The sequence below is a fragment of the Bacillus sp. B1(2022) genome, assembly GCF_040259625.1.
In the GTDB taxonomy this organism is placed as follows: domain Bacteria; phylum Bacillota; class Bacilli; order Bacillales; family Bacillaceae; genus Bacillus; species Bacillus velezensis.
The window spans coordinates 25158-47255 of record NZ_JANIFO010000010.1; the positions used below are offsets into that span (position 1 = coordinate 25158).

22 protein-coding genes are annotated in these 22098 nt (G+C 47.8%); 12 read left to right on the forward strand and 10 right to left on the reverse strand.

Annotated features, from left to right (window positions below):
• Positions 1-125: 125 nt before the first annotated feature.
• On the forward strand, positions 126-1871 hold the full coding sequence (locus NQS30_RS16415) for a S8 family peptidase (protein ID WP_218791417.1): 1746 nt from the start codon (positions 126-128) through the stop codon (positions 1869-1871).
• 55 nt (positions 1872-1926) lie between these two features.
• Here NQS30_RS16415 and NQS30_RS16420 read toward each other — a convergent pair whose 3' ends face one another.
• The 3 genes from NQS30_RS16420 to NQS30_RS16430 all read right to left on the reverse strand — a co-directional run bounded on the left by NQS30_RS16420 (position 1927) and on the right by NQS30_RS16430 (position 4746).
• Positions 1927-2787: a glycosyltransferase family 8 protein gene (locus NQS30_RS16420; RefSeq protein WP_007407730.1), complete on the reverse strand. Its 861-nt coding sequence runs from the start codon at positions 2785-2787 to the stop codon at positions 1927-1929.
• 259 nt (positions 2788-3046) lie between these two features.
• On the reverse strand, positions 3047-3679 hold the full coding sequence (gene ywaC, locus NQS30_RS16425) for a GTP pyrophosphokinase YwaC (protein ID WP_007407732.1): 633 nt from the start codon (positions 3677-3679) through the stop codon (positions 3047-3049).
• Positions 3680-3810: 131 nt separating this feature from the next.
• Positions 3811-4746, reverse strand: a complete 936-nt coding sequence (locus NQS30_RS16430; RefSeq protein ID WP_003150884.1) for a 1,4-dihydroxy-2-naphthoate polyprenyltransferase — start codon at positions 4744-4746, stop codon at positions 3811-3813.
• 443 nt (positions 4747-5189) lie between these two features.
• Between NQS30_RS16430 and NQS30_RS16435 the strand changes: the two genes are divergently transcribed.
• The 6 genes from NQS30_RS16435 (at position 5190) to NQS30_RS16460 (ending at position 10757) form a co-directional block, all read left to right on the forward strand.
• A complete protein-coding gene (locus NQS30_RS16435) occupies positions 5190-5339 on the forward strand; it encodes a teichoic acid D-Ala incorporation-associated protein DltX (RefSeq protein WP_003150882.1) in 150 nt (49 codons plus the stop codon).
• A 15-nt stretch (positions 5340-5354) separates the two neighbouring features.
• Entirely contained in the window at positions 5355-6866 is a 1512-nt protein-coding gene (gene dltA, locus NQS30_RS16440) for a D-alanine--poly(phosphoribitol) ligase subunit DltA (protein WP_015240829.1), read from the forward strand.
• Entirely contained in the window at positions 6863-8044 is a 1182-nt protein-coding gene (dltB, locus tag NQS30_RS16445) for a D-alanyl-lipoteichoic acid biosynthesis protein DltB (RefSeq protein WP_015240830.1), read from the forward strand. Before dltA ends, dltB begins: the two co-directional genes overlap by 4 nt.
• A gap of 16 nt (positions 8045-8060) precedes the next feature.
• On the forward strand, positions 8061-8297 hold the full coding sequence (dltC, locus tag NQS30_RS16450; protein WP_003150875.1) for a D-alanine--poly(phosphoribitol) ligase subunit 2: 237 nt from the start codon (positions 8061-8063) through the stop codon (positions 8295-8297).
• A complete protein-coding gene (dltD, locus tag NQS30_RS16455) occupies positions 8298-9482 on the forward strand; it encodes a D-alanyl-lipoteichoic acid biosynthesis protein DltD (protein WP_025285477.1) in 1185 nt (394 codons plus the stop codon).
• 183 nt (positions 9483-9665) lie between these two features.
• Complete coding sequence (locus NQS30_RS16460; RefSeq protein ID WP_218791771.1) at positions 9666-10757, forward strand: branched-chain amino acid aminotransferase; 1092 nt, start codon at positions 9666-9668, stop codon at positions 10755-10757.
• Positions 10758-10798: 41 nt separating this feature from the next.
• Here the strand turns inward: NQS30_RS16460 and licH are convergent, their stop codons facing one another.
• From licH to NQS30_RS16495, 7 genes are all read right to left on the reverse strand, one after another.
• Positions 10799-12127, reverse strand: coding sequence for a 6-phospho-beta-glucosidase LicH (gene licH, locus NQS30_RS16465; protein WP_015240832.1), 1329 nt, complete (start codon positions 12125-12127; stop codon positions 10799-10801).
• Positions 12124-12456 (reverse strand): PTS lichenan transporter subunit IIA, encoded by a 333-nt coding sequence (gene licA, locus NQS30_RS16470; protein ID WP_007407739.1) that lies wholly within the window; start codon positions 12454-12456, stop codon positions 12124-12126. Before licA ends, licH begins: the two co-directional genes overlap by 4 nt.
• Before the next feature lie 18 nt (positions 12457-12474).
• A complete protein-coding gene (celB, locus tag NQS30_RS16475) occupies positions 12475-13833 on the reverse strand; it encodes a PTS cellobiose transporter subunit IIC (protein WP_015240833.1) in 1359 nt (452 codons plus the stop codon).
• Positions 13834-13848: 15 nt separating this feature from the next.
• On the reverse strand, positions 13849-14157 hold the full coding sequence (licB, locus tag NQS30_RS16480; RefSeq protein ID WP_003150863.1) for a PTS lichenan transporter subunit IIB: 309 nt from the start codon (positions 14155-14157) through the stop codon (positions 13849-13851).
• Positions 14158-14255: 98 nt separating this feature from the next.
• The gene (gene licR / locus NQS30_RS16485; protein WP_007407741.1) at positions 14256-16211 is read right to left on the reverse strand and encodes a transcriptional regulator LicR; all 1956 of its coding nucleotides are present in this window, start codon (positions 16209-16211) and stop codon (positions 14256-14258) included.
• A 146-nt stretch (positions 16212-16357) separates the two neighbouring features.
• Positions 16358-16492: a hypothetical protein gene (locus NQS30_RS16490; protein WP_369719122.1), complete on the reverse strand. Its 135-nt coding sequence runs from the start codon at positions 16490-16492 to the stop codon at positions 16358-16360.
• 51 nt (positions 16493-16543) lie between these two features.
• On the reverse strand, positions 16544-17134 hold the full coding sequence (locus tag NQS30_RS16495) for a DNA-3-methyladenine glycosylase (protein ID WP_007407743.1): 591 nt from the start codon (positions 17132-17134) through the stop codon (positions 16544-16546).
• A 241-nt stretch (positions 17135-17375) separates the two neighbouring features.
• On the opposite strand from NQS30_RS16495, the gene NQS30_RS16500 reads away from it, so the two are divergent.
• From NQS30_RS16500 to NQS30_RS16520, 5 genes are all read left to right on the forward strand, one after another.
• The gene (locus NQS30_RS16500) at positions 17376-18374 is read left to right on the forward strand and encodes a FecCD family ABC transporter permease (protein WP_050515808.1); all 999 of its coding nucleotides are present in this window, start codon (positions 17376-17378) and stop codon (positions 18372-18374) included.
• Positions 18375-19388 carry a FecCD family ABC transporter permease gene (locus tag NQS30_RS16505; RefSeq protein ID WP_064107978.1) on the forward strand — a complete coding sequence of 338 codons (1014 nt, stop codon included), beginning with the start codon at positions 18375-18377 and terminating at the stop codon, positions 19386-19388. It begins immediately after the preceding gene.
• Positions 19389-19404: 16 nt separating this feature from the next.
• Positions 19405-20301 (forward strand): ABC transporter substrate-binding protein, encoded by an 897-nt coding sequence (locus NQS30_RS16510; RefSeq protein ID WP_007407746.1) that lies wholly within the window; start codon positions 19405-19407, stop codon positions 20299-20301.
• Positions 20302-20403: 102 nt separating this feature from the next.
• Positions 20404-20754 carry an ArsR/SmtB family transcription factor gene (locus tag NQS30_RS16515; RefSeq protein WP_015240838.1) on the forward strand — a complete coding sequence of 117 codons (351 nt, stop codon included), beginning with the start codon at positions 20404-20406 and terminating at the stop codon, positions 20752-20754.
• Between the two features lie 12 nt (positions 20755-20766).
• On the forward strand, positions 20767-22065 hold the full coding sequence (locus NQS30_RS16520) for an arsenical efflux pump membrane protein ArsB (RefSeq protein ID WP_015240839.1): 1299 nt from the start codon (positions 20767-20769) through the stop codon (positions 22063-22065).
• The last annotated feature ends 33 nt before the right edge of the window (positions 22066-22098 follow it).

Genomic DNA, 22098 nt, shown 5'->3' on the forward strand with positions numbered 1-22098 from the left:
TGTCTTAAAGCATTTTCTCCATCCTATTTTGGAAACGCTTACATTTGCATACAGAAATTTTCCTTATCCCTTAGGAAAAAAAGAATTCCGCACTGCCGATATATAAAGAAAAAGGGGGAATTGCAATGTATCACACCCTGAAACCGATAATGGCCGCGGCCTTGTGCGCCGGCCTGTTCTCCGCCGCGGCGCCCGCGCACGCCGAGACGCACGACCGGGACGTTATCGTGGTGTACAAAAATCAAAACGGCAAGGAATCCGCCATAGACAGCGGAGCGGATGTGGAACAGACCTATCAGCATCTCCCGGCATTCGCCGTGTCAGCCGATTCACAAACGGTGAAAGACCTGAAACAGGACCCTGACATCTTATATGTAGAAGACAATGTATCCTTTCAGGCAGCAGGCGGTTCTGATATCCGCCCGTTATCAGCGGTCCAAAGCAGCAGTTACGCGCTGCCGCAATGGGATATAGAACCGACTCAGGTCAAGCAGGCGTGGAAAGAAGGCTTGACGGGAAAAAAGGTGAAAGTGGCTGTCATTGACAGCGGCATTTATCCTCATGATGATCTGTCCATTGCGGGAGGCTATTCCGCAGTCAGCTATACTTCCTCATACAAAGATGACAACGGACACGGGACGCATGTCGCCGGAATCATTGCGGCCAAACATGACGGATACGGCATTGACGGCATCGCGCCGGATGTCCGGTTATATGCGGTTAAGGCATTAGACAGAAAGGGTGCAGGGGATCTTAAGAGCCTTCTTAAAGCAATCGACTGGTCGATCGCCAATAAAATGGACATCATCAATATGAGCCTCGGGACAAACGCAGACAGCAAAATCCTTCACGACGCCGTAGATAAAGCATACAAAAAAGGAATCATGATCGTAGCCGCCGCAGGAAACGACGGCAACAAAAAACCCGTCAATTATCCGGGCGCCTACAGCAGCGTAACGGCAGTCTCAGCGTCAACTGAAAAAAACGGGCTCGCGGCTTTTTCCACGACCGGAAAACAAATTGAATTTGCCGCACCCGGCACCAATATTACGAGCACGTATCTGAATCAAATGTACGCCACGGCTGACGGCACATCTCAAGCCGCGCCCCACGTCACCGGCATGTTCGCGCTGCTCAGGCAGAAATATCCCGAGGAAACAAATACACAGCTCCGGCAGCAGATGCAGCAAAACGTCAAAGATCTGGGCGCTCCCGGACGTGACAGCCGATTCGGGTACGGCCTGGTGCAATATCATGTAAAGCAAAAGAGCTATGCCGAACGGGCCGTAATAAAAGCGGAAAAGACGAAAAAACAGGCAGATATCAATCAAGCAAAAACGGCCGTCAGCAAGCTGTCCAAGTCAAAGGGAAAAACCGCTCTCGAGTCCCGGATCAATAAAGTTCAGACGGCAAGAAATGTGACGGACGCAAGAGACAAAGTCCGGACTGCCGAAAAACAAAAGAAAAAAACCGCCGTCAATGCCGCACAAAGCGCCATTCGCAAATTACCGGCCGGTTCAGAAAAAAAAGGGCTGCAAAAGCGGCTGAACGCTGTCAACTCAAGCCTTTTGAAAACAGCTGAGGCCAGCGTCAAGCAGGCGGAAAAAAAGACCTCTGAGGCCAGCACCGTAAAAGCCCAAAAAGCAGTCAGCGAAATCCAGCCGGGAAAAGAAAAAAACGCTCTGGAAAAACGGCTTGACCGGATAAAAGATAAACTCAACCGGCAGCAGGCTAGAGACAAAGTAAAAACGGCTGAAAAAACCAAGACGAAAAAAGCAAAATCAGCGGCGCAAACGGCAGTCAGCCGATTGAAGCCGTCTGCCGAAAAGACCAGCCTGCAAAAACGCGTGCGTGCGATTCGGGTGAAATAGCAAAAAAACGCTTATGAGCCGGATAACGGCTTCACAAGCGTTTCATCACACCTGCCTATTGGTTCATGGCCGGGCGGTCGATCGTGTTCCATTTCGTAAAGGACATATATCGGAAATAATGATCACGATACGGGTGCGAGGTGCCTGTATTCCAAGGCTTGTCGCTGCCGCAGAAATGGACGATGGCCGGTTCGGCACGTGTTTCTCTGTAACGTATACGGTCGATCAGTTCAGGAGGCGTTTTCTCGTTCATGATAATATGCGTCTGCGCATTCCAGCGCGGATGCAGTTCATGCCATTGATCATATAAGATCGCGTTAAGCGCGTCCTGATCATGAAACACGAGAAAATCCTCCGAGCTGTTTTCGTTAATAAAATCAATCACCTTTTCGGAAATATTTTGTTTTCTCCAAGGTTCGAAATCTATAATCATAATACCGGAATTAAAATACTTGGCAGTGTCGCTGATATTCATTTTTTTCAGCCTTTCATGCTGTCCGGCGTCTTCTACCGCCGCAACTATTGCCGGGGAAATATCCAAGTCCCATAAAACCGAAATATCTTCCATCACAATTGCATCGCAATCGATGTAAATCATCCGCTTTACGGACTCATCCTTAATTAAATCAGGGATGGAAATGCGGTAATAAGCCGCTTTTGTAATGTGGCTGCTTTCGACTGCATGCTTGTATTGATCAGCGTCTACTTCTAAAAATTCAAGCGGCGTCCCGAATGACATCGCGGTCTGTTCAAGCTTGTCCTTGTTTTCGGCAGTAATTCCGCCGTCGATTACATATAATTTTGCATCCCTTGTTTTATCCATATTCATCAATAAAGAAGCGAACATCCCACCCAAATGACGAGCATAATGATCATCGGCACATGATACGATATGCATTGTTTCATTCTTTCCCACTGATATTCATCTCCCTTTTTGTTGTACAAATGTCTTTCCCTTTTTTTAAAAAGTAAACCTCGATCTTACACATTTTTTCTGCGGGAATGCGCTGTTTGCGATTTGATATCTACTGCATTCCCTGTTCAAATTCAATCAGGATTTCAGCCTGAATCATCGTCAGAATATATCGCGCAGGAAAGCGAAAACACGTAAACATAAAAACAACCAGCCGGACTGCACATAAAAGCGGTCCGGCTGGTTGTGATGCATCAATCGTTTAATCGACTTCTTTCTTAATCCCAAGCATCTTTTCGTCTAAATAATGGGCGATGTCCGCCGCTTCCTTCAGCTCGTCGGTCAGATGCTTTGGGACTTCGTTATTTAATTTGTAATAAATTTTATGTTCAAGACTCGCCCAAAAATCCATGGCGATGGTGCGGATTTGAATTTCCGCCTTCACATATTCCACACGATTCGTCAAATAAACGGGAATTTCAATAATCAAATGCAGGCTGCGGTAGCCGTTCGGCTTCGGATGTTTGATATAATCCTTCACCTTTACGATCTTCAGGTCCTTATGCTGCTTCAAAACCTCAGCGACATTATAAATATCGGAAATAAAGGAACAGATAATCCTGACACCCGCAATATCATGAATATGCTCTTTCATTTCCTGCGTCGTCACATCACAGCCTTTGCGCATCAGTTTATTGACGATACTCTCAAAACTTTTCACGCGTGATTTTGTATGCTCGATCGGGTTATGCCCGTGAATCAGATTATATTCCTGGCTGATGATAGAAAACTTCGTATCCAGCTCATCTAAAGCGAATTTATAAACTAATAATTCATTTTTCCAATCTTCCATGACCGTTTTCAAATCATCCATATGGGCTGTTGACAAGTCCATTTTTTTCATCTCCTTGCTTTGCTGTCCGTATATAAGACGGGTCAGTCCGCGGTCAGGTTCTTTACAAAATCGTGAAGATTATTTCATAAAAAAAAGCAAATGCCGGTTATGGCATTTGCCCTTTCATTTAATCAGCGGAAATAACTGATCAGGAGTCCGATGGAAAGCAGGAATCCGAAAAATGTATTGGTTTGCGCCGTTGATTTCATCGCAATAATCATGTTCATCGGCATTTCGTTTTTCACAAAGCCTTTCACGGCCTGAACGGGTTTCGGCACGCTCAGGAAGACCAGGAACAGCCACGGGCTTGTGTAACCCATGATGACAAGACCGACGATCCAGATGTAAGCGATGGCAAAAGATGCGGCCAGTATCATGACGGCCCCTCTATGCCCCATCAAAATGGCCAGGGTTTTACGTCCGCCCTTTTTATCTTCCTCAATATCACGGATATTGTTGGACAGATTAATGGCTCCGACCAAGATGGCGATCGGGATGGAAATCAAAATGCTCTGTTCATTAATTCTGCCTGTCTGAATGAAGAAAGAAATAAGGACAAATACAGAGCCCATGCAAATGCCGGAGAATAGTTCCCCGAACGGTGTATACGCAATCGGCAGCGGGCCGCCCGTATACAGATAGCCGATCAGCATGCCGGCAAGGCCGATAGCCGCAAGCCACCAGCTGCTGCTCATGCAGATATAAACACCGAGCACGAGGGCAATCGCATAAGAGCCGAGCGCCAGCTGCAGAATTGTTTTCGGCTTCATGCCGTGGCGGACGATCGCTCCGCCGATACCGACGGAATCCTCCGTATCTAAACCGCGTTTAAAATCGTAATATTCATTGAATAAGTTCGTGGCGATCTGGATCCAAAGGCAGGAAAACAGCATGGCCAAAAACAGCAGGAAATCAACCTTTACGTAAAACATCGCCAATACGGTGCCGAGAAGTACGGGTACAAACGATGCCGTCAATGTATGAGGGCGGGTTAGCTGCCACAAAATGCGGCCCATGCTTTCTTTCTCGGGCGTCTTTTGGCTGCCCCCCATATTGTTTTGATTCATTTTCCTCTTCCTTTCTATTAAAAGGCTTTCACAGTCAGCCGATAACAGTAGTGTTGAATTGGGGTTTTCACGTTTTCTGCTACCTTATCTATCATAATAATTTCTTCCTCATTTCACAAGATGCGGCGCTTTATCGGCTATCCTGCCGGAAACGGCTTTTCGCCCTTCTCCATTGGGGTTCGGCACAAGCCTGCTTAAGAAAAAGCCGCCAAAATTTTTTTACCTCGTTTATATTTACGATAAGTTAAAAATCCCGCCTGAACAGCGCCTTTTTAGTATGATCATTTGCCAATTTATACATGCGTGTTTTCCATCCTTTTGTTTCTCATTCATTTTTAAGGAAATTTTAAGCTTAGGATATTAGACATATTTTGAAACTTTTTGTTAATCTAATCGTCATATACTGGTGTAATTATTGAATACGCGGGGAAGGAATTTTGAATATGATGCAAAAATTAAAACGTGCTTATGAAAATACATTGATCAAATGGACGTTTCATACGGGCTTTTATTTTCTGATATTAGTATTGCTCTTTTGGATGTATGGATTTCATACAGCGAATACCGGCACTTATATTTACAACGATTTCTAATCGGGGAGGATAACTATGAAACTACTTGATGCTATAAAAACATACGCAGACGCCAAGCCGCAGGCCGAAGCGTTTCGTTCCTTAGATCATTCCCTCACTTACGGGGAATTATGGGATTTGTCGGAGCGGGTTGCGTCCGGCATTCAAAAACATACAGCTGACGGTTCGAAAGCGCCTGTCCTGGTTTACGGACATATGGAGCCGAATATGATCGTTTCTTTCTTAGGAAGCGTCAAAGCAGGCCGCCCTTACATCCCTGTCGATGTTTCCATCCCGGCGGAGCGGATCGTCAAAATCATTGAAAGCTCAGGCGCAGAGCTGCTTATCAGCGTATCGGGCGATGCAGTCGATACGGGAAGCAATCTGATTAAAACCGTTACGCCCGAAGAGCTTGCAGCTGACGAAGATGCAGACCTCAGCCGTGAGAACTGGGTAAAAGAGCTGGACACGTTTTACATTATTTACACGTCCGGCAGCACAGGAAATCCGAAGGGCGTGCAGATATCGGCTGATAACCTGCAAAGCTTCACTGACTGGATCTGCAGGGATTTTCCTGTGGGCGAGGGTAAGACATTCTTAAACCAAGCTCCGTTTTCTTTTGATTTATCTGTCATGGACATTTTCCCGTCGCTTCAAACGGGAGGTACGCTGCACTGCGTAACGAAAGACAAAATCAATAAACCGAAAGTACTATTTGAAGAGCTGGAGAAATCCAAACTGAACGTCTGGACATCGACGCCGTCTTTCGTCCAAATGTGTCTGATGGACCCCGGCTTTACGCAGGAGCTCCTGCCTGAGGCAGAAGTATTTATGTTTTGCGGAGAAGCGCTTCCGGCTGCCGTGGCACAGGAGCTGTTAAACCGTTTTCCGAAGGCCCGCGTATTCAATACATACGGCCCGACTGAAACAACGGTTGCCGTCACCTCCGTTGAAATTACGCAGCAGATCATTGATGAAAATGAATCTCTGCCTGTCGGTTTTGCAAAACCCGATATGGATATCTTCATCATGGATGAAAACGGGAATAAGCTTCCGGACGGAGAAAAAGGGGAAATCATCATCGCGGGCCCGAGCGTAAGCAAAGGCTATCTCGGAGAACCTTCTCTGACGGAAAAAGCGTTTTTCCCGATCGACGGCCAGTGGGCATATCACACGGGTGATGCCGGTTATGTTCAGGATGGTCAGATTTTCTGCCAAGGACGCCTTGATTTCCAGATTAAGCTTCACGGCTACCGCATGGAGCTGGAGGAAATCGAAGTACATGTAAGGCAGTCTCAATATGTGCGCACGGCGGTTGTCATCCCGTATCAGCCTAACGGACCTGTCGAATATTTAATTGCCGCCATCGTGCCTGAAAAACATGATTTTGAAAAAGAATTCCAGCTGACAAGCGCCATTAAGAAAGAACTGGCCGCTTCGCTTCCGGCCTACATGATTCCGAGAAAATTCATTTATCAGGATCACATTCAAATGACTGCGAACGGAAAAATCGACCGTAAACGCATTGGCGAAGAGGTTCTTGTATGACGCCTTACAGCTCGTTTTTCTTCTTTATCTTACTTGGAATCCTTCTTTTGCCGACGATTATTTTAGGGCTGAACGGCAAGAGATTCCAAGGATACAACATGTTTATATCCATCATCGTATTGGCTTTGATTTTCGCGCATGATCTGCACGGCGTGATCGCACTATGTATCTTTACGCTGTGGCAGGTGCTTTTAATCAGGGGTTATCTCGCTTACAGACTGAAAGCCAACAGCGGCTTTGTCTTCAGTATGGCCGTGATCGCGTCCATTTTACCCCTGTTTTTATCTAAATTATGGCCGTTTTTCTTTCCGCCGGTGCCTCATCACCCGGTTCATAACCTGATCAGTTTCTTAGGAATTTCTTATTTGACATTTAAAGGCGTCCAGCTGATCATGGAAACGAGAGACGGGCTGATTAAAGAAAAAATGCCGCTTCACCGCCTTTTGTACTTTATAATGTTTTTCCCGACCATTTCTTCCGGTCCGATCGACAGATACCGCAGATTTGCCAAGGACGAACAGAAAGTATGGACAAAGGGAGAATACGCTGATTTACTGTATACCGGCATTCATAAAATTTTTATCGGTTTCTTATACAAATTCATTATCGGATATGCGATTAACACGTATTTCATTATGAATCTGTCTCATATCACCCACAGCAAACTGTGGGGTAATGTGCTGTACATGTACGGATACAGCTTGTACCTGTTTTTTGATTTTGCGGGTTACACGATGTTTGCCGTCGGTGTAAGCTATATCATGGGTATCAAATCTCCGGAAAACTTTAATAAGCCGTTTATCAGCAAAAACATTAAAGACTTCTGGAACCGCTGGCACATGTCCTTATCCTTCTGGTTCAGAGACTACGTATTTATGCGCTTTGTTTTCTGGATGACAAAGAAAAAATGGATAAAGAACCGGATGGCCGTCTCAAACATCGGGTATTTCCTGCTGTTCATGCTGATGGGCGTCTGGCACGGACTCGCCCTGCAATATATTGTATACGGCCTGTACCACGCCGTATTAATGACCGGGTATAACTTTTTTGAGAAATGGAATAAGAAATACAAGTGGCTGCCCGCCAATCGTTTTACGGCCTTTTTAGCCATCGTCATCACATTCCATTTCGTATGTTTCGGATTTTATATTTTCTCAGGAAAACCATTTCATCACTAAAGGAGATTGAAAACACATGGAATTTAAACAGGAAGTATTAGACGTATTAGCTGAAGTTTGTCAGGAGGACGCTGTGAAAGAAAATCCTGATATTGAAATCTTTGAAGAAGGACTGCTTGATTCTTTCGGAACTGTAGAGCTGCTGGTCGCCATCGAAAACCGCTTCGGCATTACAGTGCCGATCACTGAATTTGACCGTGACGAGTGGAATACGCCAAACAACATTGTAAACAAACTGACTGAGTTGAAGTAAATGAAAAAGCGTTTCTTTGGACCAATTATTTTAGCGTTCGTCCTGTTTGTCGGAGCTATCGCAGTTCCGGCTTCATGGCTTACGCGCTTCATTCCTGAAAAACGTGTCGAAGAGTCGGCGGCAGCCTTAAATCCGAATATGTTCCAGGGACTCTATCTTCAAAACAAAATGTTCGAAGACTCGAAGTATCTGCCGATTTTCGGTTCTTCCGAGCTTTCAAGACTGGATGAGTTTCACCCGTCCAACTATTTCCAAGTGAACAACCAAGGCTTTACGCCTTATCTTGTCGGAAAAGGCGGTTCGCAATCTTTAATTCATGCCATAAATTTTGCCGCTCATGCTGATCAGCTTAAAGGCAGAAAGATGGTATTTATTGTATCACCGCAATGGTTTACAAAACATGGTTCAAATGAGCAGCATTTTGCTCCTAATTTCTCATCATTGCAAGCTCTTGACTTGGCTTTTAATCACAACATTGAACCAAAACTGAAAAAACAAATGATGAAGCGTATGCTGCACTACAAAGTTGTACAGAATGATGCAGTCCTGTCTGAACTGTATAAAGCGGCTGTAAAAGGTCAGACATGGAAAGTAAACGCATTAACACCGGCTGCGAAGCTTTATTATAATATCTTAGAAAAGAAGGACCTTTATTATTCGATAGAAGAGCCGCAAGGACCAAAACGTTTCGTTAATAATAACCTAAAGGGAAAGTCCTGGTCCCAGCTTGAAAAACTGGCTGCTCAATATGGTAAAGATCACACGCGTTCTAATCCGTTTTTTATAGACGATTCTGTTTATAAAAAAATCAAGAATAAAGTGCCTAAAGCCAAAGGTTCAAACAAAGGCAGAACATACGCCTATAAAAAGTCACTGGAGTTCAGAGATTTTGAAGATATGCTTACTATTCTGAAGGATGCCGGGGCTAAGCCGATGTTCGTCGTCATTCCCGTAAATGGGAAGTTTTACGACTACACCGAATTCCCGAAAAAAGGCCGGACTGATTACTACAAAAAAGTCACTAAGCAAATTAAAGCGAAGGGCTTTCAGGTTGCCGACTTATCCGGGCACGAATATGATCCGTACTTTATGAAAGACACCATCCATATCGCCTGGAAGGGCTGGGTGTACGTCGATAAAGCAATGGAGCAGTTTTACAAAACCGGCAAGGTGACGGTTCACTGAGCACGGTGATGACAGAATACGTAAAAACGAACACGCAGGGGGCATTCTCTCCCCTGCTTTTTATGTGATTTGATTTTTTCACAAATTTGAGGAAAACTATTGCGAATATTTGTTGAAGGTATACAATAGAATATAAATTATTTTCAAATAAGTTTGACAATAACACCAATAGGGAGACAGAACATTATGAAACAAGATATTCGTGTTGAATTGACTTCAGCCAAAAAACCGAAACCGGACCCCCATGACCTTGCGTTCGGCAGAATTTTCACCGACCATATGTTTGTTATGGATTACGACGCCGATCAAGGCTGGTATGATCCGAGAATTATCCCTTATCAGTCCATCTCAATGGATCCTGCGGCCATGGTTTATCATTACGGCCAAACCGTTTTTGAAGGGCTTAAAGCGTATGTAACGAAGGATCAGGAAGTGCTTCTGTTCAGACCGGAGAAAAATATGGAGCGCCTGAACCAGTCAAATGACCGCCTTTGCATCCCGCTCATTGATGAAGAGCTTGTTCTTGAAGGCCTGAAACAGCTCGTAGCCATCGACAAAGACTGGATTCCGAAAGCGGAAGGCACTTCCCTTTATATCCGTCCGTTTATCATTGCGACTGAGCCTTTCCTCGGTGTAGCGGCATCCCATACGTACAAGCTGTTTATCATTCTTTCCCCGGTCGGCTCTTATTACAAAGAAGGCATTAAACCGGTAAAAATCGCCGTGGAAAACGAATTCGTGCGCGCCGTCAAAGGCGGCACCGGAAACGCGAAAACCGCCGGCAACTACGCATCAAGCCTGAAAGCGCAGCAGGTTGCGGAAGAGAAGGGATTTTCCCAGGTTTTATGGCTTGACGGCATTGAGAAAAAATACATCGAAGAAGTCGGCAGCATGAACATCTTCTTCAAAATCAGCGGCGAAATCGTGACGCCGGAGCTGAACGGAAGCATTCTTGAAGGAATTACGAGAAATTCCGTCATCACCCTTCTCAAACATTGGGGACTGACTGTGTCTGAGCGGAAGATTTCGATCGATGAAATCATTCAGGCGCATCGTGACGGCCGATTGGAAGAAACATTCGGAACCGGTACGGCGGCGGTCATTTCTCCGGTCGGCGAACTGGTCTGGAATGATGAAAGTCTTGTCATCGGCAGCGGTGAAACCGGAGAGATCTCGAAGAAATTGTATGATACCATTACAGGCATTCAAAAAGGCGCGGAAGCCGACGTGTTCGGCTGGACGACGGAAGTCGCCTCACTAAGCGAATCAAAATAAGCAAAAAACCCGGAAGCGAATCCGGGTTTTTTTTACTGCTCTTATGCTTCAATCGACTTAAAGAAATGAGGCAGATGATCTTTGTGGGCCTCAAGCATTTCATCCAGAATGGCCTTTGCCACGGAGTCTGACGGGACGAGAGGATTGATCGTCATCGCAAGTAGCGCCGTTTGATAATCTCCCGTGACGGCTGCTTCAGCGGCGACACGCTCAAATGATTTGATTTGCTGGACGAGTCCGCGGACAGACACCGGCAGATCACCGACGGCGATCGGTTTCGGACCGTCTTTCGTCATAACACAGTTCACTTCGACCGCTGAGTCATTCGGAATGCTGGCGATCGCGCCGTTGTTGATCGTATTGACGGGCTGGATATCATGTTTGTCGTTATAGATGGAGCTGATCAGGTTGCAGGCCGCGTCACTGTAGTACGCTCCGCCCCGTTTTTCAAGCTGCGGCGGTTTAATGGCGAGATTCGGATCTTTGTACAGTTCGAACAGTTCTTTCTCAACCTTCTGTACGACCTCGGCGCGTGTGCCCTCCGTCTGTGACGCTTCTATTTCATGCTCGAGCATTTCTTTCGTTTTGAAATAATAGCGGTGGTAGCCGCAAGGAATCAGATCGAGCGCCTTCAGGAATTCAGGCTCCCATTCCGCCCCTGAAATATTTTTCATCGTCATGGCGTTTTTCGGGTCTCCCATGGCTTCAATGACTTGATCTTTCACGCTGACGCCGTCTAAGAAAACATCTAATCCGAAGACCATATGATTCAGCCCGGCAAATTGCACTTCGATCCGGCTGACATCCACGTCCAATGCTTTTGCGACGCCCATTTTAATGCCGATCGGCACATTGCAGAGGCCGACGACTTTTGTGAGATTCGAGTAGCGGAGCAAGGCCTCGGTAACCATGCCGGCAGGGTTTGTGAAATTCACGAGCCATGCATTCGGACAAAGCTCTTCGATGTCTTTCGCGATTTCCAGAATAATCGGGATGGTGCGCAGCCCTTTGAATAAACCGCCCGGACCGTTTGTCTCCTGGCCGATTACACCGTATTTTAGCGGAATCCGTTCGTCTTTGGCGCGGGCCTCAAGAAGGCCGACGCGGAATTGAGTCGTTACGAAATCCGCATCCTTCAAAGCTTCTCTCCGGTCAAGCGTCAGGTGAATCTCTATCGGAACACCCGCTTTTTCGACCATGCGTTTTGCAAGCGTGCCGACGATATTGAGTTTTTTCTCGCCTTCGGGAATGTCGACGAGCCATAATTCTCTGACAGGCAGTTCCTCATAGCGTTTAATGATGCCTTCCACAAGCTCCGGTGTATAGCTTGAACCTCCGCCGATCGTTACAATTTTAATTCCTTTTGTCATATTTTTGCTCCCCCTTGCAGACTCACTTTTTCGTAAATCTCGACTAACTCAGCGGCCAAGTCTTTCACGGTCATGGCATTCATTAAATGATCTTGCGCATGCACCATCAAAAGCGTCATGTCTGTTTTTTCTCCGCCGGCTTCATTTTGGATCAGTTCTGTCTGATAATGATGGGCTTCGGTCAGTTCCTTTGCGGCTTCCTGAAGCTTTTCTTCCGCCATGGCTCTGTCCCCCCGCTTTGCGGCGGCAATGGCTTCCATTGATGCGCTTCTGCCGTTGCCGCCATGCAGGATGATCTGAAAAATGGTCTGTTCCATTTTTTCATTCATGTGTTTCACTCCCTTTCTCTACAGCACGGCTTTTTCGTCTCCCTGTACGGCTGGCGCCTGCGATTGTTCAAGTTCGTTTTCTTCTTTCAGCTTTTGCGAATCCCACATTCTGAAGAACGGATAGTACACGATAAAGGCTGTGATGATATTAATCGCCTGCATGACAGCCCCTGATATTTTTCCGCCCGTGGCAAGATAGCCGGAGAAAATCGGCGGCATCGTCCATGGGACGGCAATGCCGGCAGGTTTGGCGACGAGGCCAGTGCTCATGCCGATATAGGTAAGGACCAGTGTGACAAGCGGTGTGATAATGAACGGAATGAGAAGCATCGGGTTCATGACGATCGGCATTCCGAAAATAATCGGCTCATTAATATTAAAGACGGCCGGCCCGATGGCGAGTTTCCCAAGCTGCTTCATCTGCTTGCTTCGCGAACGGAGAAACATGGTGACCACGAGCGCCAGTGTCGCGCCGCTTCCGCCGATGTTGATCCAGATTTCAAAAAACTGCTGGGTGAAAATATTCGGAAGCGCATCGCCCGCCTGAAACGCAATCCGGTTGGCATCCATCGCTCCGAACCAGATCGGCGCCATGACGCCGCCGACTATGTTCGCCCCGTGTAATCCGCACGCCCACAAGAGCATTTGAACCGCTTCGGCTATCAGGCTTCCGCCGAGACTTCCCCCAAGAATCGAGAGCGGTGTCCCCAGTACAACGCTTACAATGTTATGAAGGCTTTCAAACGGTGTCGCTTCGACAATTAAACGCGCGCCCCAGATCAGAAAGATGACGGCAAAACCGGGAATTAAAGCGATAAACGATTTGCTGACCGCAGGAGGCACGCCGTCCGGCATTTTGAAGACGAAATTCCGCTGGATGATCAGGCGGTAAATTTCCGTCGACAGCATGGCGATGATCATCGCGACAAACAGCCCTTTGCTTCCCATGAGAGACAGCGGGATGCCGCCGCCGACCATGATTTCCTCTTTGGCGCCGGAAGGCAGAAACGGAACTTTGTACGGCGTTGCCAAGAGAAACGCCGCCAAAGATATCGCACCGGCCGATAATGCATCCACCCCGTATTTTTCGGCCAGGCGGTAGGCGATTCCGAAAGCGGCGACAAGACCCATGATTTCAAAGGTCGCATCAACCGGATATTGCAGTTTTTGAGACCAGGCGCTTCCGAACGTCTTTGCCATGAAATCCGCATATCCCGGAATCGGCAGGTTGCCGATGATCAGAAAAAATGAACCGATGATGATAAGCGGCATGGTGAGGATGATCCCGTCACGCAATGCTTGCAGATGCCGCTGGGAGGCAATTTTTCCGGCAATGGGCATGACTTTCTCTTCTAAAAACTGGTTCACCTTATTCACACGGCCCGCCCCTTTCTACGATGCGTTTCCGAGCTGTTCCGCTGATTTCAGAACCTCCGCTCCGTTGCATGTGCCGTAATGGACGGTATTGATGACTTCAACCGGCACTCCTTTTGATTCACCCAATTTTTTCAGCTGCGGAAGCAAATAACGGACTTGAGGCCCAAGCAGCAATACGTCCGCTTTATCAATATGCTGGTTGACTGAATCGCCTGACACCGCCCAGATTTTATATTCTTTTCCTTGTTCCTGCGCGCTTTTTTCCATCTTGGTGACGAGTAAGCTTGTTGACATCCCTGCTGCACAAACGAGTAATATATTCATGTAAAAGACCTCCTGAAAGTTTGATATTTTGTATGTCTCGATGTTAGTACCATCATATTATGAAATCGCTTTCATAACTACTCAGGCTTTTTCCGCTGTTAACGGAAAAAAGGTGTATCCCGGTCTTTCTCTGATCGTTTGTCTCTGAATACTCGTAAAACCTCCTGATAGGTTGTGCATTTTAAGAGACGGCTTACCGCGGCCGGATCATCTAACATCCCGCCGAGCCATTTGTACATATGCTGGAGGTCGGCTTTGCTTTCTTTCTCGACGCAGAGCAGGCAGACAAATTGGACACGCTTATCCGCCCAGTCAATCGGCTTCTTCAGCGTACATACCGCCCAAAACGTCGTGTCTGTCTGCGGAACGAGCGGGTGCGGAATCGCCGTAAGATTGCCGAAACTCGTAGGAGAAATCGCTTCCCTTTCAAAAATAGAATCGGTCAGAGAATCAGAAGCGAGGCCGGCTTCTGCAACCTGCTGTCCGAGAAAACGGATGACGTCCTCCTTCGTCTCCAGATCCTGCTGCAAAAATACCAGCTCCGGTTTCAGAAAGTTCAATTGTTCCCGCTTTTCTTCCAGCATGGCGTCGATTTTTGTAAAATCCCCGCCGCCCAACAGCGTATGAACCTTTAATACGGGAACGGGCAGGTCTTTTTTGATCGGCACTGTGCTGACCACAAAATCAATCGACTCAAAGGAAAGCTGGTCAAGGCTGCAGTAATCAGCCGTTCCGACGATTTCAAGACGCTTTGCGAACCGGGAACGGAGCTTTTCTCTTAAAAGCTGTGCGCTGCCGGCGCCGGACGCACAGACAATCAAGCAGCGTTTAGGCGGCCGTTCCGTCTTTCTCCTTTCAATGGCGGCTCCGAAATGAAGCGCCAAATATCCGATCTCATTCTCATGAATATCAATGCCGGTTTGCTCCTTGATCACGATTCCCGCAATCACTCCCGCTTCAAATGCGAGCGGATAATTTTCCTTTATGGCGGAGAGCATCGGGTTTCTCAGGTTCATTCCGTACCGGTTTCGGTTAATCGCCGGCTTGATGTGAAGCGCAAGACCCGCTTTCAGCTCATTGTCGTCCGTGATTCCGAGCTTCAGCTCCCGCTCAATGGCTTCGATCATGGCCTCCGTCAAACGGCTGGTTTCCCCGTCTATCAGCCTTGTAAGCTCTTTTCCTTCCAGTTGTGACTGGGTCATGCGCTTTGTCCCGAGCAGGTGAATGGCGATATAGGCGGTTTCCTGTTCGGGAAAGGTGACCGAAAGCGCAGATTCAAGCTCTTTTACGATGGCTTCCGCTGACTGATATTCTGTTTCAAGCTTAATATCATGAAGATCTTCCGGAATGAGAGATACATAGTTTTCTGTCCGGATTCGTTTGCAGGCAATGGCGATATGGATGATGAGATTGTTCAGGCCGAAGAAAGAAAGCGGGATCTTATGGTTTCGAACCTGCTTCATAATGGCTGTGCGGATCACATGAATGTCGTCTTTCGGCAGAATACCGGCCTTTTCACTCAGGAGATCAGGCTCAGGCTCGCGGTCGTCCACTAAGTATTCCGCCATACAATAACGGAGGCGGAGCTCTTCGCCGCGCAGCTTAAAGCCGTAGTTCGGCCTTGTTTCCAAAATGATGTCATAGGGGCGGAGCCGTTTTTTGACTTCTTTTAAATCAGATTGAAGTGTGGATTTACTGATGAATAGTTCTTCCGCCAAGTCATCCAGCTTGAGGTAGCCGTCGGCCAGAAGCATTCTTTTCATAAGGTAATCTATCCGTTCATCGGGAAAAATCGGCACGGTGCTGTTCTGCTGGAAATTGTCCTGAAGCCAGTTTTTAAACGGCTGCTCATTCCGGATCAGCAGCTTATAGCCGCTCCCTCTGACAGATTGAATGGATGCGCCGTGTTTTTCTACAATGGTTTGCAGTTCCTTTATGTCATTGCGGACCGTCCGCGTCGTTACCTTTACATTTGCAGCGATGACTGAGCTTGTAACCGGTGTTTCAGCAGCTAAAAGCAAGCGCAAAAGTTCACGAAGCCGCCCATGAAGCATGAGAAAAACCTCCTATCAGATCAGATGCAGACGTGAAAAACGGGCAAAAAGAATGAGGAAGGGGTAAATGTATGTAAATTCTATAATGGGGAGGATTTCAAGTCAATGCGGCAATCCGATGCCAAGCCCGTAAAAAAACAGCCGGATCAGCCGGCTGTTCGGGATGCGGACATGCGGTTCCGCTTAGATGCCTTCCGTTCTTTTATGATTTTTCTGATGATCGGATAGATGACGGGCGCCCATTTGATAATCGTTTTGAAAAATTTTTTCAATGTCTGAATCCCCTTTCTTTTACCTTGTCTTTCCCCTGTTATCAGCGTTTATAAACATGGTCAGCGTGAGACATACCGGTTCCCCGTCACCCAATAGCGCCACGGATAATCCCGGGCTTCTCCGCTGTTGTCAATCCCGATTCTCGGGCCTGTTGATATATGCTCAGGCGTAAAGCCCTCCGTAATATACAGCGGCGGTTCCGTGATCATGCCGCCGTAGTCGTTCATTGAAATGCCCATCGCCTTCGTCAGTTTTCCCGGGCCGTTTGTCCACTCTCTCGGGGGTCTGCCCGGTCTCCTGCTCTCCATCAGGAACTGTCCTTCATGAGGCTCCGCCGCCCTGATTAACACGGCCTGCGGAATGCCGATGTCCGCGGCGACGACGTTCATTAATGTATGAGTGTGCATGACGTATGTATAAATGCGGCCCGCCTCATGGAACATAATTTCCGTCCGTTTCGTGCGCCGGTTGCCGAAGCTGTGCGCCGCCCGGTCTTCCGCTCCCATATAAGCTTCCGTTTCCACGATAAAACCTGAAGCCGTTCCCTCATCCGTCTCCTTCACCAAGAGACAGCCGAGCAATAAAGGGGCAAGCTCCACTGACGGTCTCTGGTAAAATTCAATCGGCAAAGGCTTTCGTTCTCCCGCCATTTGCCTCCCTCCTTTCTGAATATAGCGATTTCCTCTTTCACGTTTTTCACTTCTTTTTTACAATATAAACATGAGAGAAAAAAGGACATTATTGTTGAACGCTCTATTGCGTTTTGAAAATCGGCTCGGTATAATATGATGGTTCAAATGAAAATGATTCTCATGTTCAATAAATACCGGACAATGATCATAAAAGAAGGTGAATTGATTTTTGAGCGATTCTGTCAGGTCCGCAAGCCGTCTGATCAGCATCTTAAAAAACGGGGTTTTCTTCCTGATCGCGGTGACCGGGCTGCTTGTATCTATTTTTTTCGCCGTCTCATTCGGCGCGAAAGACATTACTTTACATACGGTTTGGTCGGCTGTTGCTGATTACAATCCGAATATAACGGGCCAGCAGATCATTCATGAATTGCGTCTTCCGAGGGTGCTCGGGGCGGCCGTTACAGGAGCCGCTTTTGCCGCAGCCGGCGCCCTCATGCAGGGTGTCACGAGAAACCCGCTTGCCGATTCGGGTGTCTTAGGCGTAAACGCGGGCGCCATGTTTGTTGTTGCGCTCAGTTTTGCTTTTTTCCCTCATTTGTCATACGCCCTGCTGATGGTGATGTCATTTTTGGGAGCACTGGCAAGCACCGGCTTGATTTTCTTTATCAGTGCGGCGGGAAAAGGCAGCATGACACCTTTAAAAGTGACGCTTGCCGGGGCGGTCGTGGCCGCTCTTTTACATTCACTCAGTACCGGTGTGGCGATTTATTACGATTTAAGCCAGGATTTGGCCTTCTGGTACGCCGGCGGGGTGTCAGGGATCAAGTGGGCTCATCTACAAGTCCTTGTTCCCGTGATTGCGGTCTTCATCATTCTCGCGACATTCATGGGCCGGTCCGTCACCCTTCTCTCAATGGGAAATGACGTGGCGGCGAATTTAGGGGTGAACACGGCTCTGACGCGTGCCGCCGGATTAATGATCGCCGTCGTTCTTGCCGGTGTGTCTGTTTCCGCTGCCGGCGCGATCGGCTTTGTCGGGCTGGTCATTCCCCATATCGCGCGAAAGATCGTCGGCGTTACGTACAGGCTGATTATTCCGATGTCCGCGTTACTCGGCGCGATTCTATTGATTTTGGCTGACCTGGCCTCGCGCACGGTCAGTCCCCCGAGGGAATTGGCGATAGGCATTATGGTCGCACTTGTCGGTGTCCCTTTCTTTCTTTATATTGCCCGCAAGGAAGGGAGAGACTTATAAATGAAAGTGCAGAAAGAAACAAAAAAAGCGGCGGCGGCAGGAATCATTCTGCTGGTCATCGCCGTTTGCATTATTCTGATCGGGCTGCATACGGGCTCATTCCGGCTTTCTCCTCTCACGGTGGGAAAAACGCTGTTCGGATACGGCACGTTTCAAAGCACAACCGTTTTATTCGATTACCGGCTTCCCCGGATTCTGGTGACGATGCTGGCCGGCATCGGTTTAGGAGTGTCGGGCGCTATTTTGCAGGGTGTATCCCGAAATCCGCTTGCCGATCCGGGCATTCTCGGACTGCATGCCGGCGCTTCCTTCGGTTTGATGATGTATATCACGTTCTTTCATTCCCTGGAGGCGCAGGCATCGATGTTCATCCCGCTGTTTACGTTTGCGGGCGGAACACTCGCCGCCCTGCTGATCGTAGTGCTTACGTACGACAGGCTGAACGGTTTTTTAACGATCCGCATGCTGTTAGTCGGGATCGCCGTTTCCGCGGGCTTCAGCGCCGTTACATTGTTTATGTCGCTGCGCCTGAATGAAGAAACTTATACATTCGCTTCCCGCTGGCTGGTGGGAAACGTCTGGGGCAGGGATTGGATTCACGTGTGGTCGCTATTGCCCTGGATCGGCATTCTCGCACCGCTTGCATGGCTGAACGCCCGCTCTTTGAATATTTTAATGCTCGGTGACCAGGCAGCCGCGGGGCTCGGCGCACACGTGCAGAGAAAAAGGATCATGCTGATCGCCATAGCGGTCGGCTTGTCCTGCGCGAGCGTCGCGATGGCCGGGGGAATCGGCTTTATCGGCTTTGCCGCCCCTCACTTGGCAAGACGGCTCGTCGGCACCATGCATCAGCATATTATCCCGATTGCGGGATTAATCGGACTCGTCATTCTTGTCGCGGCAGACACCATCGGCCGGTCTTTGTTTCAGCCGAACGCCATTCCGGCCGGCGTGGTTGCGGCAGCCATCGGCGCGCCGTATTTTCTCTATCTCGTCATGAAAATCAAATCATAAAACAAGGAGTATTCCCATGAAAAAAATAATTGCGCTCGTCAGTTTCATGTGTATTTTCTTATTGGCTGCCTGCCAATCCGATTCAACACAGCCGGAGTCAAAAAAGAAATCCGGCGATCATAAAATCGCTTCGATGTCCATTCACCTGACAAATGATCTGCTGGCTCTCGGCGTTACACCTGCCGGTTCCGTCGTGGGCGGAGAATTGAAAGATTTTCTCCCTCATGTGAAAAATCAGCTGAAAGACACGAAAAAACTCGGACCTGCCTCAGACCCGGATATGGAAGCTTTACTTGAGCTGAATCCAGACAACATTTATCTTGATAAAGAATTTGCGGGGAAAGATGTGTCAAAATACAAGAAAATCGGAAACACACACGTTTTCGACCTTGATAAAGGCACTTGGCGCGATCATTTAAAAGATATCGGAAAAATCGTCAACCGTGAAAAAGAAGCGAAAACATTTATTCAAGATTACGAAGATGAAACAAAACAAGTCAGATCCATGATGAATAAGGAATTAGGGAAAAACGCCAAAGTCATGGCGATCCGCGTGAACGCAAAAGAGCTTCGCGTCTTCAGCACACGCCGTCCGATGGGACCGATTCTGTTTGACGATCTGAAGCTGAAACCGGCTGACGGCATTAAAGAAATGAACACCTCCCGCCCTTATGAAGTCATTTCTCAAGAAGTGCTGCCTGATTACAACGCAGATGCGATTTTCGTCGTCGTTAACAGAGACGACAAGTCACAGCAAGCCTATAAAGAATTGCAAAAAAGCGCTGTATGGAAAGGGCTGAAGGCCGTGAAAGCAAACCACGTCTATAAAATTGCCGATCAGCCTTGGCTTGATTATTCAGCACTGGGAAATAAATTAGCAATGGATGAAGCGAAAAAACTGTTCCAAAAATAAACATGAGCCGGTTTTGCAAAAAGTGCAAGGCCGGCTTTTTTATATTGTCGTTTACTTATATAAACATCTGCTTATATAATAGTGTAAAAAAGGAGTGAGCGCATGGAACGGAGGCATCATGCTTTAAGTTCCGAAGGGATCAGCCAGTGCCTCAAACTTCTAAGCGACCCGACGAGGCTTTTGATGCTGAAGCTTCTGAAGGATAAGGAATATTATGTCTGCGAGCTGACAGCTATTTTTCATATAAGTCAGCCCGGCATCAGCCAGCACTTGCGGAAGTTAAAGAACGCCGGCCTTGTGCGGGAAAGACGCGAGGGTCAGTGGCGGTACTATGCCATTCATCCGTCCGGTCCGGAATACGCGCTGGTTTGCTCGATTCTGCAGCAGATAGATGAAAAGGACGAAGTTTTACAGACATTGCGGCAAAAAGAAGTCACTGTTACATGCCGGTAAGGGGGATATATCTTGGGAGTTGCGGTTTTATCAGCGCTGATTTTTGTGCTGACACTTGTGTTTGTCATATGGCAGCCGAAACATGTATCAATCGGCTGGTCTGCCTGCGGCGGGGCGGTCCTCGCTTTGATCGCCGGAGCAGTCAGCCTGCACGATATCGCGGAAGTGACGGGAATCGTCTGGAATGCGACACTTGCCTTTATCGCCATTATTATCATTTCATTGATTCTTGACAGTATCGGTTTTTTTGAGTGGGCCGCGCTGCATATGGCCATGGCGGCCAAGGGCAGCGGGCTGCGGATGTTTCTCTATGTGTCGGTCTTAGGGGCTGTTGTCTCCGCCCTGTTTGCCAATGACGGAGCGGCGCTCATTTTGACCCCGATCGTACTGGCGATGGTGCGGGCTTTGAATTTACCTGAAAAGCTGGTTTTTCCTTTTATTATCGCCGGAGGATTCATCGCCGACACCACCTCGCTTCCGCTCGTTGTAAGCAATTTGGTCAATATTGTATCCGCCGATTACTTTCATATCGGATACATTGAATATGCATCACGCATGCTGGTGCCCAACCTTTTTTCTCTGGCGGCAAGCATTTTGGTGCTGTATCTCTATTTCAGAAAAAACATTCCGAAACGGTATGACACCGGTCTTGTGAAACATCCGGCATCCGCGATTAAGGATGAACGCCTTTTCCGGTTATCGTGGGCTGTGCTGGCCGTTTTATTGATCGGATATTTCGTCAGCGAACTGCTGTCGATACCCGTTTCCTTCGTTGCCGGCTCCATCGCGGTCATTTTTCTCATTCTGGCGCAGCGAAGCCCCGCCGTCCCTGCAAAACAAGTCATCAAGGACGCCCCGTGGGCCATCGTGTTTTTTTCTGTCGGCATGTATGTTGTCGTGTACGGCTTGCGGAATGCCGGACTGACGGATCTTCTTTCTCAGCTTATACAGAAATCGGCGGATCACGGTTTGTTTGCGGGCACACTCGGAATGGGGTTTATCGCGGCGATCCTCTCCTCCGTTATGAATAACCTGCCGACGGTGATGATTGACGCCATAGCCATCAGCGGAACGGGCACTCACGGGCTGATGAGAGAAGCATTGATTTACGCGAATGTTATCGGTTCGGACCTCGGGCCGAAAATTACGCCGATCGGGTCGCTGGCGACGTTGTTATGGCTCCACGTGCTGAGCCGGAAAAACGTGAAAATTTCCTGGGGAATGTATTTCAAGACAGGTCTGATATTAACCATTCCGACGTTATTCATCACCCTGATCGGACTTTATTTATGGCTGTTATGGCTCGCTTGAGATGAAAAACCTTTTAAGTTGAATCTTAAAAGG

What these genes read in the sequence shown, in the direction of transcription:
- licH (WP_015240832.1), bottom strand. Translation starts at nt 12,127, where the DNA reads ATGACAAAAGGAATTAAAATTGTAACGATCGGCGGAGGTTCAAGCTAT.
- licA (WP_007407739.1), bottom strand. Translation starts at nt 12,456, where the DNA reads ATGAATGAAAAAATGGAACAGACCATTTTTCAGATCATCCTGCATGGC.
- dltB (WP_015240830.1), top strand. Translation starts at nt 6,863, where the DNA reads ATGACGCCTTACAGCTCGTTTTTCTTCTTTATCTTACTTGGAATCCTT.
- NQS30_RS16495 (WP_007407743.1), bottom strand. Translation starts at nt 17,134, where the DNA reads ATGGCGGGAGAACGAAAGCCTTTGCCGATTGAATTTTACCAGAGACCG.
- dltD (WP_025285477.1), top strand. Translation starts at nt 8,298, where the DNA reads ATGAAAAAGCGTTTCTTTGGACCAATTATTTTAGCGTTCGTCCTGTTT.
- NQS30_RS16510 (WP_007407746.1), top strand. Translation starts at nt 19,405, where the DNA reads ATGAAAAAAATAATTGCGCTCGTCAGTTTCATGTGTATTTTCTTATTG.
- licB (WP_003150863.1), bottom strand. Translation starts at nt 14,157, where the DNA reads ATGAATATATTACTCGTTTGTGCAGCAGGGATGTCAACAAGCTTACTC.
- dltC (WP_003150875.1), top strand. Translation starts at nt 8,061, where the DNA reads ATGGAATTTAAACAGGAAGTATTAGACGTATTAGCTGAAGTTTGTCAG.
- NQS30_RS16435 (WP_003150882.1), top strand. Translation starts at nt 5,190, where the DNA reads ATGATGCAAAAATTAAAACGTGCTTATGAAAATACATTGATCAAATGG.
- NQS30_RS16415 (WP_218791417.1), top strand. Translation starts at nt 126, where the DNA reads ATGTATCACACCCTGAAACCGATAATGGCCGCGGCCTTGTGCGCCGGC.
- NQS30_RS16515 (WP_015240838.1), top strand. Translation starts at nt 20,404, where the DNA reads ATGGAACGGAGGCATCATGCTTTAAGTTCCGAAGGGATCAGCCAGTGC.
- NQS30_RS16505 (WP_064107978.1), top strand. Translation starts at nt 18,375, where the DNA reads ATGAAAGTGCAGAAAGAAACAAAAAAAGCGGCGGCGGCAGGAATCATT.
- ywaC (WP_007407732.1), bottom strand. Translation starts at nt 3,679, where the DNA reads ATGGACTTGTCAACAGCCCATATGGATGATTTGAAAACGGTCATGGAA.
- NQS30_RS16430 (WP_003150884.1), bottom strand. Translation starts at nt 4,746, where the DNA reads ATGAATCAAAACAATATGGGGGGCAGCCAAAAGACGCCCGAGAAAGAA.
- licR (WP_007407741.1), bottom strand. Translation starts at nt 16,211, where the DNA reads ATGCTTCATGGGCGGCTTCGTGAACTTTTGCGCTTGCTTTTAGCTGCT.
- dltA (WP_015240829.1), top strand. Translation starts at nt 5,355, where the DNA reads ATGAAACTACTTGATGCTATAAAAACATACGCAGACGCCAAGCCGCAG.